The 15,299-nt window shown below is 32.4% G+C and carries 16 protein-coding genes; 2 read left to right on the forward strand and 14 right to left on the reverse strand.

From position 1 onward, the window contains the following. Window positions 1-17: 17 nt before the first annotated feature. The 5 genes from ACZ098_RS06255 to ACZ098_RS06275 form a co-directional block, all read right to left on the reverse strand. Entirely contained in the window at window positions 18-1,100 is a 1,083-nt protein-coding gene (locus tag ACZ098_RS06255; RefSeq protein ID WP_487310884.1) for an efflux RND transporter periplasmic adaptor subunit, read from the reverse strand. A 171-nt stretch (window positions 1,101-1,271) separates the two neighbouring features. Next, window positions 1,272-1,667: a hypothetical protein gene (locus ACZ098_RS06260; protein WP_487310885.1), complete on the reverse strand. Its 396-nt coding sequence runs from the start codon at window positions 1,665-1,667 to the stop codon at window positions 1,272-1,274. A gap of 150 nt (window positions 1,668-1,817) precedes the next feature. Then, complete coding sequence (locus tag ACZ098_RS06265; protein ID WP_487310886.1) at window positions 1,818-2,276, reverse strand: hypothetical protein; 459 nt, start codon at window positions 2,274-2,276, stop codon at window positions 1,818-1,820. A gap of 8 nt (window positions 2,277-2,284) precedes the next feature. Next, window positions 2,285-3,250 carry an OmpA family protein gene (locus ACZ098_RS06270; RefSeq protein ID WP_487310887.1) on the reverse strand — a complete coding sequence of 322 codons (966 nt, stop codon included), beginning with the start codon at window positions 3,248-3,250 and terminating at the stop codon, window positions 2,285-2,287. Window positions 3,251-3,592: 342 nt separating this feature from the next. Further along, window positions 3,593-4,354 (reverse strand): exodeoxyribonuclease III, encoded by a 762-nt coding sequence (locus tag ACZ098_RS06275; protein WP_487310888.1) that lies wholly within the window; start codon window positions 4,352-4,354, stop codon window positions 3,593-3,595. A 169-nt stretch (window positions 4,355-4,523) separates the two neighbouring features. Here ACZ098_RS06275 and ACZ098_RS06280 point away from each other — a divergent pair, with 169 nt between their 5' ends. Further along, the gene (locus tag ACZ098_RS06280) at window positions 4,524-6,326 is read left to right on the forward strand and encodes a GNAT family N-acyltransferase (RefSeq protein ID WP_487310889.1); all 1,803 of its coding nucleotides are present in this window, start codon (window positions 4,524-4,526) and stop codon (window positions 6,324-6,326) included. A 60-nt stretch (window positions 6,327-6,386) separates the two neighbouring features. Here ACZ098_RS06280 and thiL read toward each other — a convergent pair whose 3' ends face one another. Further along, window positions 6,387-7,433, reverse strand: a complete 1,047-nt coding sequence (thiL, locus tag ACZ098_RS06285) for a thiamine-phosphate kinase (protein ID WP_487310890.1) — start codon at window positions 7,431-7,433, stop codon at window positions 6,387-6,389. 95 nt (window positions 7,434-7,528) lie between these two features. Here thiL and ACZ098_RS06290 point away from each other — a divergent pair, with 95 nt between their 5' ends. Continuing rightward, complete coding sequence (locus ACZ098_RS06290) at window positions 7,529-8,458, forward strand: 1-phosphofructokinase family hexose kinase (protein WP_487310891.1); 930 nt, start codon at window positions 7,529-7,531, stop codon at window positions 8,456-8,458. 149 nt (window positions 8,459-8,607) lie between these two features. On the opposite strand, the gene lepA is transcribed toward ACZ098_RS06290, so the two are convergent. From lepA to ACZ098_RS06330, 8 genes are all read right to left on the reverse strand, one after another. Next, on the reverse strand, window positions 8,608-10,404 hold the full coding sequence (gene lepA / locus ACZ098_RS06295) for a translation elongation factor 4 (RefSeq protein WP_487310892.1): 1,797 nt from the start codon (window positions 10,402-10,404) through the stop codon (window positions 8,608-8,610). A 125-nt stretch (window positions 10,405-10,529) separates the two neighbouring features. Then, complete coding sequence (locus ACZ098_RS06300; protein WP_487310893.1) at window positions 10,530-10,889, reverse strand: hypothetical protein; 360 nt, start codon at window positions 10,887-10,889, stop codon at window positions 10,530-10,532. Between the two features lies 1 nt (window position 10,890). After that, a complete protein-coding gene (locus ACZ098_RS06305) occupies window positions 10,891-11,373 on the reverse strand; it encodes a DoxX family protein (protein WP_487310894.1) in 483 nt (160 codons plus the stop codon). Between the two features lie 33 nt (window positions 11,374-11,406). Then, entirely contained in the window at window positions 11,407-12,018 is a 612-nt protein-coding gene (locus ACZ098_RS06310) for a GIN domain-containing protein (RefSeq protein ID WP_487310895.1), read from the reverse strand. Between the two features lie 81 nt (window positions 12,019-12,099). Next, window positions 12,100-12,453: a hypothetical protein gene (locus tag ACZ098_RS06315; RefSeq protein ID WP_487310896.1), complete on the reverse strand. Its 354-nt coding sequence runs from the start codon at window positions 12,451-12,453 to the stop codon at window positions 12,100-12,102. A 145-nt stretch (window positions 12,454-12,598) separates the two neighbouring features. Then, window positions 12,599-13,084, reverse strand: coding sequence for a hypothetical protein (locus tag ACZ098_RS06320; protein ID WP_487310897.1), 486 nt, complete (start codon window positions 13,082-13,084; stop codon window positions 12,599-12,601). A 1-nt stretch (window position 13,085) separates the two neighbouring features. Continuing rightward, window positions 13,086-13,979: a hypothetical protein gene (locus tag ACZ098_RS06325; RefSeq protein WP_487310898.1), complete on the reverse strand. Its 894-nt coding sequence runs from the start codon at window positions 13,977-13,979 to the stop codon at window positions 13,086-13,088. Window positions 13,980-14,052: 73 nt separating this feature from the next. Then, window positions 14,053-15,261, reverse strand: coding sequence for a helix-turn-helix domain-containing protein (locus ACZ098_RS06330; RefSeq protein ID WP_487310899.1), 1,209 nt, complete (start codon window positions 15,259-15,261; stop codon window positions 14,053-14,055). Between the last annotated feature and the right edge of the window lie 38 nt (window positions 15,262-15,299).

Here is a 15,299-nt window from a genome sequence, read left to right on the forward strand (position 1 = left end):
ATCTAAAATATAGGAATCTACTCGGCTTTTAATCGCAAATTATGAATGACTTTATTTGGCGCTATGTATTCGTACTTAATTTTATCATCATCTTTTACCTTTTGAATACCGTCCATTAGTATTTTATCATTCTCGTCAATTCCACTTGCAATAACATATAAATCAGGTATTTCACCAGTAATAGTAATTTCCTTTGATTTTAAAACATTGTTTTTATCTACCACAAACACAAACTTTTTATCTTGAATTTCATAGGTAGCTTTCTGCGGAATTACAATTGCATTTTTAAGAGGAATGGTCATTTGAACTGATCCTGTTTCACCATGTTTCAATAACTTATTTGGATTTGGGAATCGTGCTCTAAAGGCAATATTTCCAGTTTCGTTATCAAATTCACTTTCAATAACTTCAACATAACCATGAGAATTAAATAGTTCATTGTTCGCAAGACGCAAATTAACTTTGGTATTAGAATGGTTCTTATTGTTAGCTTGATACTCTAAATATTCTGGTTCGGAAACATTAAAATAGGCAAACATTTGACTGTTGTCTGAAAGGCTGGTCAATAATTCTCCTTCTTCAATAAGACTACCAAGTTTTTTTGGAATTCTATCAATAGTTCCTGAAAATGGTGCTCTAATTTCGGTGAATGATAAATGAAGTTTTGCTAAAGCTACTTCAGCTCTTGCTTGTTCTAGTTTTGCTTGGGCAATATATTGTTCGCTTTTAGAAACTACATTTTTATCGGCTAATGTCTTTGCGTTTTGCAGTTCAATTTCTGCAGCTTTAGATTCGGCTTTTGCTTTTAGTAATTCGGCTTCATAAATTTTTGGCATAATTCTAAACAACAGCTGACCTTCTTTTACAAACTGTCCTTCGTCTACATAAATATTTTGAAGAAATCCTTTTTCTTGTGCTCTAATTTCGATGTTTCTAAAGGAGCGTATTTGCGAGACATATTCTTTGGTAAATGAAGTGTCTATCTTTACCGGATTGGTAACTGTGAATTTAATTGATTCTTCTTTTTCTTCTTTTTTTGTTGTGCAACTAGCAAGACACAACATGGCAATAAAGCCCATGAACACGAGTTTTTTCTTCATGATACTACTGAAAATTTAACGATTGAATTATTAGAAATAGAATTATTTCTTTAAAATAAAAAATAATCGGTATACCAAAAATGTATAAAGAAGCTGTTCAAATAAAGTAAATTATAGGCACAAGAAAGCATCAAACATCATGTTGAATTGGTAACCGATGTAAGCTGTAAATCAAATTCTAAAAACTTGCTGAACAATGTAAATAGGACAAGAATTTCCGTTTAGGTACGGAAAGCTCTCTTGACGACTGTTGAAAGGATACAAATTTGAAAGTCGTCGATCCTGATTATAAAATGAATGAACTAAACCAAAATCTCTAGTAAAATTTACGGGTTTAGCAGTATTTTTAGCATCCTTTTCAGGGTGAAATTCTTCTTCAAAATCAACGCTTGCTTCTTCAATAACCGTAATTGTGTGATTTTCGTTTGTATTTTTAAATTGATAATTTTGAGAAAAACCATCTTTAGAAAAAACAGAAGTACATTTTTGATTTTCAGAAACAGTAGCGTAGCTCTTACCGCCAAGCAAAAGAAAACTGAAGAAAACTAAAAATGTAAATACCCTCATGATGCGCCAAAATTAGTAAAATTTGAACGCCAAAAAACACAAAGAAAGTTAAGAAAAATATAAACTCACGAAATCGTTTTCTCTGTATTGATAACCAAATTAATAAGACAAAAAAAAGGTTCTAAGATGAAGCTTAGAACCTTTGAAACTTTATTTTTTTAGAATATCTCTAATAATTTTAACATGATGTGTAGTATGCAAGACTAGAAATTTCTTGGTTTGTTTCACATTCAAATCATCAAGAAATGGATGTGGAAAAAAACTATTTTTGGGTAAAGTATCCAATAATATTAACTTCCTGCGCACCTTTTCAAGATGTTCTAACAACGATTTTTCAGTACACACTTCTTCAGGTATAGCAACACTTGGCGCTTTTATTTTTCCTCTTGAAATAGTATTTGTCATAAAAACTAAACTTCTTTTCCAATTGAACTTTGGCCTATAATCATCTGGATTTGATCGTTCTAAAGCGGTCAAAACCCTAGAAAAAATAATCAAACAATGATCGATATGCCACCCAATACTAGCATTTGAAACTGTAGAATTTACTGTTTCAAAATTTTTAATATTGATTTCAAGTTCGTGGATTAAGTTATTCAGTTGCTCCATATCAAAAATTATAAATCGTTCAACATTTTAGAGATTTCGTCCAATTTTGGCGTAAGAATAATCTCGATTCTACGATTTTTGGCTTTTCCTTCTGGTGTATCGTTGCTTACTAATGGTGCAAATTCTCCTCTTCCTGCGGCAGTTAGATTTTGTTTATTAACCCCTTTATTCTCTGATAAAATGTTTACAATTGCTGTGGCACGCTTGGTAGATAAATCCCAGTTGTTCTCTACTCCGCCACCAATACTTCCAAGAATTTTATCATTATCGGTATGCCCTTCTATTAATACTGAAATTTCTGGGTTATCGGCAAGTACTTTTCCAACAGCAACAACAGCTGTTTTTCCTTCAGCACCAACTGCCCAACTTCCTGTTCCAAAAAGCAACTTGTTTTCCATAGAAACATAAACTTTTCCGTTTCTTTGTTCTACGGTTAAGCCTTTTCCTTCAAATGCTTTTAGCGATTTAGAAAGTGTTTCTTTTAGCTTTTTCATGCTGGCTTCTTTAGCTGCAATAAAATCTTCAAGTTCGCTTAAACGTTTTGAACTTGCTTCAAGATCAGATTTTAATTTGTTAAGTCGATCTTGCTCGGCTGCCAATGTTTTTTCTTTAGCTTCTAACTGGGCAAGTAACTCTCTGTTCTTGTTAATATTAGCCGTTAAAGCTTCGTTACTGTCTTTTTCTAAAGCGTTGTACGATGCTTGCAATGTTTTAAGATTTTTGTCGGCTGCAGCGAAATCGGCAACTAGTTTATCGCGTTCGGCTTTTAGTTTGTCGCGTTCGGCAGTAAGGGCATTTTTATCTAATTCTAATTGATTTCTAGATTTATTTAATTCTTCGTTGCCGTCGGCTAGTGTTCGGTTTTCTTTTTTTAAATCGGCGTATTTAGTTTCTAGCTCGTTGTATATTTTTTTAGAAACGCACGAAGTTGAAAGTGCCAGAATTAATAATCCTGCTGAAATTTTCTTAATCATCTTTTTTATGTTTTATGTAATCGAAGTAAATTTAAAGGTTCGAATTGGTTTTTAATCTATCCGAAAATATTGTTGTTCACATTGTTGTTGACAAAATTCGGTTTCGTGTTTTTGAAATTGAAATTGATTTTTGTGTTTGACTTTTGAAATTGAAATTGACTTTTGAAATTGACTTTTGAAATTGAAATTGACTTTTGATCTAGCCGTGATGGAAATGAAACTCTTTTCGCACCAAAATTGTGATTTTTCTTAGTGCAAAAAAGCGACCAACGGAAGCTCTTTTTGCAGTTAGAAAAAGCCAATTTTGATGCGAAAAAGTGAAATGTACAGCGCGATTGGCTTCTAATCAATCTCTACCAAAATCGGGCAATGATCGGAATGCTTTGCTTCGGGCAAGATTACGGCACGTGTCATTCTATCGCGCAAATTCTCGCTTACCAAATTGTAATCGATACGCCAACCTTTATTATTTCCTCTTGCTCCAGCGCGGTAACTCCACCACGAATAATGGTGCGGATCCTTGTTAAAATGACGAAAACTATCAATAAAACCCGATTTCATAAAACCATCCAACCAACTGCGTTCTTGAGGTAAAAATCCCGAAACGGTTGCGTTGCGAATTGGATCGTGAATGTCGATGGCTTGATGGCAAATGTTGTAATCGCCACAAATGACCAAGTTTGGAATCTCAACTTTCAACTTATTGATGTATTCTTGAAACTCATCCATATAGTTGAACTTGTGCCCAAGTCGGTCAATATTGGTTCCTGAAGGCAGGTATAAACACATGATTGAAATTCCGTCGAAATCGGCACGAAGGTTTCTTCCTTCAAAATCCATGCTTTCAATTCCAGTTCCGTACAATATTTTCTTAGGTTCGATCTTAGACAAAATGGCAACACCGCTGTATCCTTTTTTATTGGCAGAAAAATAGTACTGGTACGGATAACCTGCTGCGGTAATATCGTTGGTAGGAATTTGGTCTTCGGTTGCTTTTATTTCTTGAAGACAGATTACGTCTGGGTTTGCTTGTTGTAACCAGTCTAGAAAACCTTTGGTAATTGCGGCTCTAATTCCGTTTACATTGTATGAAATAATTCTCATTTAAGTGACTTTTTATGATTTTCAAATGTAAATAAAAACCTGAAAAATTATGTGAAAACTTTAAAATTATAATAAATGTTTAACCAATTTTTGAAATTCGTTATTTTACAAAAATGCTTTCAAATAGAATTACTATATTTGTTTCTTACTCAAAAACGATACAAAATAAATGGGATTAGTTACTGCTAAAGAAGTTGCGAAGGCAATTAACGCTGAAAAGTACGGGTTTTTAGGAACTTTTGCTGGCTGGTTACTAATGAAGGTCTTGAAAATTTCTACTTTAAACAAAATTTACGACAGAAATAAACATTTAAAAGATGTAGTATTCTTGAACGCAATCTTAGATGAATTTCAGATAAAGTTTGAAATTCCAGAAGAAGATTTGAAACGTTTGCCGAAAGATGGTGCTTATATTACCATTTCCAATCACCCGCTTGGCGGAATAGACGGTATTTTATTATTGAAATTGATGCTAGAACGCGAACCTAATTTCAAAATTATAGCCAATTTTTTACTTCATAGAATCGAACCTATGAAACCTTATATAATGCCTGTAAATCCGTTTGAAAATCATAAAGATGCCAAGTCAAGCGTGATAGGAATTAAAGAAACGTTGCGCCATCTTAGCGATGGAAAACCATTGGGAATGTTTCCGGCAGGAGAAGTTTCTACGTACAAAGATGACAAATTGATGGTTGATAAACCTTGGGAAGAAGGCGCTATGAAAGTTATTCGTAAAGCCCAAGTTCCTGTTGTTCCAATTTATTTTCATGCCAAAAACAGTAAGTTGTTTTACTTACTTTCTAAAATTGACGACACCCTAAGAACGGCAAAACTTCCGTCGGAATTACTGACTCAAAAAGATCGAGTTATTAAAGTTAGAATAGGGAAACCAATTTCGGTAAACGAACAAAATGAGCACAAAAGTATTGAAGATTACTCTGAATTTTTAAGAAAAAAAACCTACATGTTGTCCAATTCCTTTAATGATGGCAGCAACTTTTTGACAGTGCCCAATTTTAAATTACCAAAAAGTCCTAAGAAAATTGCAACACCAGCCAATCAAGAAAAAATGATTGATGAAGTTAATAAACTTCGTGATACCGATTGTAGATTGTTGCAAAGTAAAAACTATGAAGTATTTTTTACCAAAGCCGATAACATTCCCAATGTTATTCATGAAATAGGTAGATTGCGAGAAATTACTTTTAGAGAAGTTGGTGAAGGAACTAATGAGTCTATCGATTTAGATAAATACGACAACTACTACTACCATATGTTCCTTTGGGACGATGAAACCAAACAAGTAGCTGGAGCTTACCGAATGGGATTGGGTTCTGAAATTTTTCCTAAATACGGAATGGAAGGTTTTTATCTCAACGATTTGTTTCGATTTGAAAGTGAGCTTCATGAAATGATGCAAAATTCGATAGAAATGGGACGCGCTTTCATTATTAAAGATTATCAACAAAAACCGATGCCGCTGTTTTTATTGTGGCGCGGTATCATTCATACCACACTGCGCTATCCAGAACATAAATTTTTGCTGGGCGGAGTAAGCATTAGCAATCAGTTTTCAGATTTTTCAAAATCGTTGATGATTGAATTCATGAAATCCAATTACTACGATCCGTATATTGCACAATACGTTCATCCAAAAAAGGAATTTAAAGTTCGTTTAAAGGATGCCGACAAGGATTTTATTTTTGACGAAGCCGAAGCCGATTTGAATAAATTCGATAAAATTATTGACGAGCTAGAACCAGGAAATTTACGCTTACCAGTTTTGATAAAAAAATATATTAAACAAAATGCGCGTTTGGTAGCATTTAACGTTGATCCACTTTTTAACAATGCAATTGATGGCTTAATGTACATTCGTATTGCCGATATTCCAGAAAGCACTATGAAACCGGTAATGGAAGAATTCCAGGCAGAATTAGAGCGAAAACTTGGTGAAACCAAAGAATAGTTTTTCTATCCAACTATAAATTAAAAAGGCTACAAATAATTTTTGTAGCCTTTTTTAATTTTATTCCTCAAGAGCATTCCAACCGCGAGCTTTTAGCGGAATTTTAGTATTGGCTCTGGTTATCAAATGCGTTCCTTCACTTTCTTGAACCATATGACCAATTACGGTAAAATTTGGATTGGCTTTTATTTTGTCAAAGTCTTCCATTGCAATAGTGAAAAGTAACTCATAATCTTCACCGCCATTAATAGCAACGGTTGTAGAATCAATATTGAATTCTTCACAGACATTAATAAATTGTGGATCAACTGGAATTTTCTCTTCGTATAAATTACAACCTACTTTACTTTGTTTACAAATATGAATGATTTCAGACGATAATCCATCTGAAATGTCAATCATAGAAGTGGGTTTTACTTCTAATTTTTCTAGTAAAACTTTAATATCGTGACGTGCTTCTGGTTTTAATTGTCTTTCAATCAAATACGTATACGCGTCCAAATCAGGTTGATTGTTAGGATTCACTTGAAACACTTGTTTTTCACGTTCCAAAACCTGCAATCCCATGTAAGCTGAACCTAAATCGCCAGAAACCACTAATAAATCACCTTCTTTCGCACCACTTCTGTATACAATTTCGTCTTCATTTGCTTCACCAATTGCTGTAATTGAGATAATCAAACCTTTTTGTGACGAAGTAGTATCGCCACCAATAACATCAACGTTGTAAAATTTGGCAGCCAAAGCAATTCCGTCAAATAATTCTTCCAATGCTTCTAGCGGAAAGCGATTAGAAACTGCAACTGAAACCGTTATTTGTGTCGCTTTCGCATTCATCGCGCAAATATCAGAAACATTGACTACAACTGCTTTATAACCCAAATGGCGTAAAGGCATGTAAGACAAATCAAAATGCACACCTTCAATCAATAAATCGGTGGAAACGACTACTTTTTTATCTTTAAAATCTAAAACAGCAGCATCGTCACCAATACTTTTTATGGTTGAAGCATTTTTTACATCAAAATTTTTTGTCAAATGTTCAATCAATCCAAATTCGCCCAATTGCGAAAGAGATGTTCGTTGCGGATTTTTATCTTCTATCATTTTTTCAGTTGCAAAGTTTAAAGTCGCAAAGGTACAAAGATTTTTTGCCACAGATTCACAGATTTTTCGCATCTTTATAGTAATAAACTTCTTTTATGAAAAATCAAACTATTGTAACGCTAACCATAAATCCATCATTAGACAAATCAACTCATTTTACAGGATTGGTTGCCGAACAAAAAATTCGTTGTGAAAAACCACGATACGATGCTGGCGGTGGCGGAATAAATGTTTCAAAAGCCATTGCTAAATTAGGCGGAACTTCTACTTGCATTTTTACTTCGGGTGGTTCATCGGGTGAAATGTTGGAAGAATTAGTTGCAAATGAAAATCTGGAAAGTCGTGTTATCAAAACCAAAAATTGGACCAGAGAAAACTTTATAGCTTTTGAAAATAAAACCAAAGCACAATATAGATTCGGATTCCCTGGAAATGAATTTTCGAATGATGAAAAAGAGGAGATTCTGAAAACCATAAAAGAATTAAAAACCGATTACCTAGTAATCAGCGGAAGTTTGAACGAAGGTTTGTCTACAAATTTCTATCAAAAAATTGCAGAAATCGCTAAAGAATCAAATATTAAAGTTATTGTTGATACTTCTGGAGAAGCTTTGCAAAAAGTTTTAGAAACTGGCGTTTATTTAATCAAACCCAACATTGGCGAATTGGCAAAACTAATTGGCGTCGAACGATTGGAATTACCAGAAGTAGAAAAAGCAGCCAAAAAATTAATTGAAGATAAAAGTGCCGAAATTGTGGTAGTTTCACTTGGAGCAGATGGAGCAATTTTAGTCACAAAAGAGGAAACGTATTTGGTAAAAGCACCAAAAGTAGAAAAGAAAAGCACGGTTGGCGCAGGCGATAGTATGGTTGGCGGAATGGTTTGGGCATTATCACAAAATAAATCCCTAAAAGAAGTTATCCAACTAGGAGTTTGTTGCGGAACTGCTGCCACGATGAACGAAGGAACACAGCTTTTCAAATCGGAAGATGTGAAAAAACTTTTAAAGGAAATACAATCTTAATTTTTCACCATATAAGATATTTAAGGTCATTTAAGATTTCTTCTATGTTCTTAAATTTCTTTTATGGTTTATAATATAAAAAACCCGACAACTTGCGTCATTGGGTTTGTCTATTATCTCTTCGTCTATTATCTTTTATCTAAAAAAAATTAATCATTCAACTTCAAAACAGCCATAAATGCTTCTTGCGGAATTTCAACATTTCCTACCAAACGCATTCTCTTTTTACCTTTTTTCTGCTTTTCAAGAAGTTTACGTTTTCTAGAAATATCACCACCATAACATTTAGCGGTAACGTCTTTACGTAACGCTTTTATAGTTTCACGAGCAATAATTTTGGCTCCAATTGCAGCTTGAATCGGAATGTCAAATTGTTGTCTTGGGATTAATTCGCGTAGTTTCTCGCACATTTTTTTACCAATATTATAGGCATTACTTTCGTGAATCAAAGCCGAAAGCGCATCCACAGATTGAGCATTCAACAATACATCAAGTTTTACCAATTTCGATTGTCTCATTCCGATTGGTGTATAATCGAACGAAGCGTAACCTTTAGAAACCGTTTTCAATCTGTCATAAAAATCGAAAACTATTTCTGCTAAAGGCATGTCAAAATTCAATTCAACTCGTTCCGTTGTTAAATACGTCTGATTGGTAATCACTCCACGTTTTTCGATACACAAACTCATTACATTTCCTACATAATCAGATTTTGTAATGATGGTTGCTTTTATGTATGGTTCTTCAACACGATCTAATTTTGAAGGATCAGGTAAATCAGATGGATTATTAATTACAAAAGAAACTTCTGGTTCTTTTTTGGTGTAAGCCAAATACGAAACGTTGGGAACAGTTGTAATTATAGTCATATCATATTCACGTTCCAATCGTTCTTGAATAATTTCCAAGTGCAACATTCCTAAAAATCCGCATCGGAAACCAAATCCCAAAGCTGCTGAACTTTCTGGAGTAAATACCAATGAAGCATCGTTCAACTGTAGTTTCTCCATCGAAGCACGTAAATCTTCGTAATCATCTGTATCAACAGGATAAACTCCGGCGAAAACCATTGGTTTCACATCCTCAAATCCAACAATCATATTGGTAGTAGGTGTTTTTGCATCTGTCAAGGTATCACCAACTTTTACTTCTTTCGCTTCTTTAATTCCAGATATCAAATACCCAACATCACCAGTAGAAATTACATTTTTCGGAACCTGATTTAACTTCAAAGTTCCTACTTCATCAGCAAAATATTCGTTTCCAGTAGCCATGAATTTAATCTTCTGACCTTTTTTGATTTCGCCATTTTTTACACGGAAAATAACTTCAATTCCACGAAACGGATTGTAATGTGAATCGAAAATTAATGCCTGTAATGGTTCGTCTTTATTTCCTTTTGGAGCAGGAATTTTTTCAATAATTGCAGCCAAAATATTTTCTACACCAAAACCAGTTTTACCTGAAGCGTGGATAATATCTTCCAATTTGCAACCTAATAAATCGATAATATCGTCGCTAACTTCTTCAGGATTAGCACTTGGTAAATCTACTTTGTTCAAAACCGGAATAATTTCCAGGTCGTTTTCTAAAGCCAAATATAAATTAGAAATTGTTTGAGCCTGAATACTTTGTGCCGCATCTACAATCAATAACGCACCTTCGCAAGCCGCAATAGAACGTGAAACTTCGTAAGAGAAATCTACGTGTCCTGGCGTATCAATAAGGTTTAAAACATATTCTTCACCTTTGTACGTATATTCCATTTGAATAGCGTGACTTTTTATGGTGATGCCTCGTTCACGCTCCAAATCCATGTTGTCAAGCAATTGTGCTTTTTCTTCACGAGCTGTAACGGTTTGTGTTGCACCAAGAAGTCTATCTGCAAGCGTACTTTTTCCGTGGTCAATATGTGCAATAATGCAAAAATTTCTAATGTGTTTCATTCGTCAATTTCAATATCAAGTTCAAATTTCAATAGCAATTCTAATGCAATTAATCTGCAAATATAGACTAAAAGTTTTTGATTGTAGATTGAACAATAATTAATGTTGAGCGAAGAATAAAAATTTTATCTTTTATTGAATTTTGCTTTAAAAAAAGTAGTGTCATTTTCAGAAAAAAGCACTCTTCGGTTGTCTTCATTTTGAAATTCGAACGTATCGTTTACCACAAATTTTACTTCGGTAAATTTATAGCCAGTTTCTCCAGTAATTGTTATTTGAAATAAACTGTCTTTTTTAATTTCTTTCATTTCGGTGTCGTAATCCCAAGACAAAGGTTTGTCGTTTCCACGAATTCCGACTTTTTTTACGTTTTTAATTTCAGATGCATCTAATGTGAAAACCACCGTTTTTTTATACGATTTCTGAACACAACTTGTCACTAATAATGTAAATAGTATTGCAATTATTGTTACTATATTTTTCATCTTATGCTTTGTTTTTAGTTACTAAATAATCCATTCCAAATCGTCCACAACCGATAATTAAATAGAACATGGCGACCCAAAGAAATCCCATGGCAGCGAGACAATTCCACAATCCGTTTTGAATTTGTTGCATAAAAATGGCAACCAACATGGTGCAAATTATTAGAAATGATGTTATTCGTGTTTGAAGTCCAAACAGTAAAAAAAGTCCACCAACAGCTTCTGCGAAAGCGCCCATCCAAGCAAAAAATGAAGGAGCGATGGCAAAAATTCCACCATAACTAGCCACATCATTTGGAAACCAAAAGGCGACTTCAAATAAACCTAGATTATTATCGGCAGGCGACCAAGGCATTCCAAATTTATCTGCGCCAAAGTTAAAAGCAAGTAAGTAACCACACACGATTCGTGGAATAGTTAAAAATAAATCTTGTGACCAATGAGGCAACAAAATAGGTTTTGTAATTTTAGTTAGTAGTTTCATTATTTTTGAAATTGATTTTTGAAATTGAAATTATTATTTGTTAACATTCACAATAGTTCCGTTTCCAGATTTTATTGATTCCGTAATAGTAGTAGCATTTACCTTTGCACTTCCATTGCCACGACAAGTTATTTTAGCATTTTTTGCAATTAGTTTTTCGGCGTTAAGATTTCCATTACCCTTACAAACTACCTCAAGATTATCAACAATTCCCGACAGTGTAGTACTGCCATTTACTGGATTTATAGATTTGAAATTTTTGCTGTTGATGTTAGTAACAGTTAAACCAGAATTACCATTATTGTTAACTTCCATTAAGAAAGGCATTGTAATTTTGACTTTTATATTGGTGTCTTCAATATACAATTTGTTGTCACGATTTCCTTTTAGTGCTATTGTTAATTGTTTGTCGTTGGCATCTTCAACTAATGACAATATGCTGTACAAATTATCATCAATAGTTATTGTAATAGAATAGGGTTTTCCTACTTCTATTTCGAGTTTTCCATCTAAATCATCAAAACTTACTTTATTGAAATTTTTGTAATTGTAAGTTTTTGTAATTGTTTTTCCTGAACCTTTTAGTTGTGCGTTTGCAACAGTTGACGTCAAAGCCAACAATAGTGCAATTATTAATTTTGTCATTTTAATGTTTTTTAAAGTTGTTTTTTGAAGTTGAAATTGATTTTTGAGATTGAAGTTGATTGATGAATGAAACGCGTTTACTTATCTATAGTTCATTCCTAAATTCAAATCGCCTTTTACTTTTAAAGTTACTGATGCGTATTCGTTTCCGGTATTTTCTATTATTAGAGCTGTATTTTTCTCGGTTTTGATTGTTATTGTTTCTTGTGGATTGATAAGAATTGGAGAATGACTTCCGCCATCAATTGGTGCTTGATATATTTTTAATATTGTTACACCTTCGTTTTTTAAATAAGTTTTAAAAGAACCGTGATTGTTGTTTCCTAAAACAAAACTTTCTTTGGGTTTAATCGAAGTATTTGAATTTAATGAACCAAAAACACCACAAGAAGTAACAAGTAAAAAAGTAGCGAATAATGCAATAAGTGATTTCATAATTTTAATTTTTAATGATTAATAACAGGACAAAATTGCGCCATTAATCATCGCCAATCGCTTCAAATTATGATTTGAGACTTAAATTTTAAGAATTAATTTATTTGATACTGCTTGAAAAACAATAGTTTATAATTTGATGCCTTTATTGATAGGAAGTTGGGCTGCATTGCGCAAATGGTTCAGCGGCAGTTGAAGAAAAAGTATATTCTTTTACAAAAAGCTCCAATAATCTTTGAAACTCTTTTTGTTTTTCTTCAGAAATTAGGTTTTCGGGAAGTACATTTTTTAATTTGAAATTATAAATGAAATAATCGATTTTGCCATTTGGAGCAAAATAAATTCGTTGAAAACATCTGGTTTTGGTTTCCCATTTGAAGTTGTTTTTGTTTAAAAACGAACCAAAATCTTGAAGTAATTTAGTGTAAGATTCTTGTAATTTTTGTTGTTGTGCTTCTGTTTTGAAAATGGCTTTTGTACTATCGACGTGAATAGCCGACTTGTATTCTAAATCTAATTTTTCGATACTAATTCCAATTTTTTGTGCTTCTTCAATTGAAAAAACTTTAGATTGTGAATACATTTTATTTGACACTAAAACGAGTAAAAGTATTTTAAAAACTGATTTCATATTAGTATTGGTTGATTATTTGATGCATTCCGGGTTCGCAAGTTAATAAATGCCATCCGCCAAAAACAATGTAAATTCGATTATTACTTTTAAGAAGTTCATTAGTTTTTTGTAATAAAAATTGGTCTCTTATTTCTTTTGATTTCCGTCCAATTTCTTGAAATCTTCCATTTTTATCAAATGGATTCGTTGGTTTTAACGAATTGATTTCAAATGGTCTACCAACTAATTTTTGATAATTTTCCTCGAAATAGTCAAAGGATTTTTCATTTGGTGAAAGCGATAATTTTCCTTTTTTAATAATGTAATTAGCTAAAAATTTATTGTAATTGGAAACAATCGAATCGTAATTTGTGACTTTACTGTCATAAAGAGACCAAAGCAATCGCTCGGTAATGAGGTAAGTTAGAAATTCTTGCCTTGAAAATAATTTGGAAAGTTCTTTAAGCTCGTAATCAATTTCTGGATCACCATTAACAGTTTTAATTTTCAAACTATCGGATAAGTATTTCAATAATCCAATTTCACCATCTTTTAAAATAGCTTCTTTCTTTGAATCATATTTTTTTCCGTCAACAGAACCACCTTCGTTTATAGCTATGGAAGGATTTGTTTTTAAAAATGATTTTTCAATATCTTGAAACATTTTGTTATTTACATCACTATTATCGGTTAGATGTTCAACACCGCAAAACGTTATTGATTTATCCTTTTTTTTTAATTCAATAATGTAAGGATTGGATGGTAAATGTCCAAAACTATCGAGTTTTATATCTAAATAGCTTTTGGTTTTAAAGTTTTGAGTAACTGAAGTTTTAATTTTCTCATTCTTATTACAAGAAATTAATAGGAACAAAATACTAAAACAAAAAAAAGGTGTGATTGAAAATTTCATTTGATTGATGATTGAAACTTTGATTAAGTAAAAATAAATCTATTCAAATCAATAAAATTGTAAAATTGTAATCTCAAGAAATCAAATTCAAATATTCTTTAGGAGTTTTTCCAGTATTTTTTTTGAAAGCGCGATTGAATGTAGCTTTAGAGTTAAATCCGCAATCATAAGCAATTCCTAATAAGGTAGATTTTTTATGTTCGCCATTACTAAAACTATTTTTTACAGCTTCAATTCTATAATTATTGATGCAATCGTTAAAGTTCATTTGAAAACCTTGATTGATGGTTTTGGAAATTATAGAAGCATTGGTTTCAAGTTTTTTTGCCAAATCAGTAAGCGTCAATTCAGGGTTTTGATATAACTTTTCTTCTTGAATTAAGGTCTCAATCTTAGATTTCCAAAGTGAAATTTCGGGTGAATTTGTTTCTTCAAATGTTTCGTGCTGAATGTCAATTATAGTTTCGGTTTCATCTGAACTATTCGAATCCAATAAAAGAATCGGATTTCTATCAAAAAAAGACATTTTAAACGGAATAGTAGAGTTTATCGGATTGGAATATCCAGTAATTGCAATGTAATACATCACAATCGAAAAGAACATGTAAAACCACCAACTGCCTTGATACGATTTTATTTCAGGGAAAAAGTAGCCAATAATATCAAATGCTATTGGCAAAAGTAACATCACCAAAAAAGCAATCAAATAGGTTTTTATCCATTTGAATAAAATAGAATCGGCAAAGCTAACCACTTGAAACATTAATTTTTTGTACACATTATAATAACGAATACTCAAGATAAAATAGACAATCATTGAAATCAAACCTAGCTTTTGATACCATTCGTCAAAATCTTTATCCATTCCGCTAGCATAGAAATAATTATCACCTAAAATGAACTTGTCATAAATCCAAATGGCAACAATGTATAAAAAGTAAAAAAAACCAGGAATTAAATGAAGCGTGTCTTTTTTAGAAAATTTGAAAGATGGATTTAATAAACTTTGTGTGTAAAAATAAATGATCGGACCAATAAAAAATAAATGCTGAAATGGCGTGTAAAACAAAAAATCTCTATAGGGTTGATTGTCGTACCAACCTGCAAAACCTAACATCCACGGTGCAATGAACAAGCTACATAAAAATATAAAAATGCTTAACCAATAGTTGGATTTATTCTCGGTTCGAATAGCTTTTAATAACAACAAAATGCTGTAAATTATTCCTTGTGTAAAAGAAATAAGTAATACCGAACTATAAAATCCAAACTGAAAAAGCATTGCGAAGTTTTCGTAAAAATAATTATTAATTTTAAATG

The sequence above is a fragment of the Flavobacterium sp. SP2 genome, from assembly GCF_057626655.1.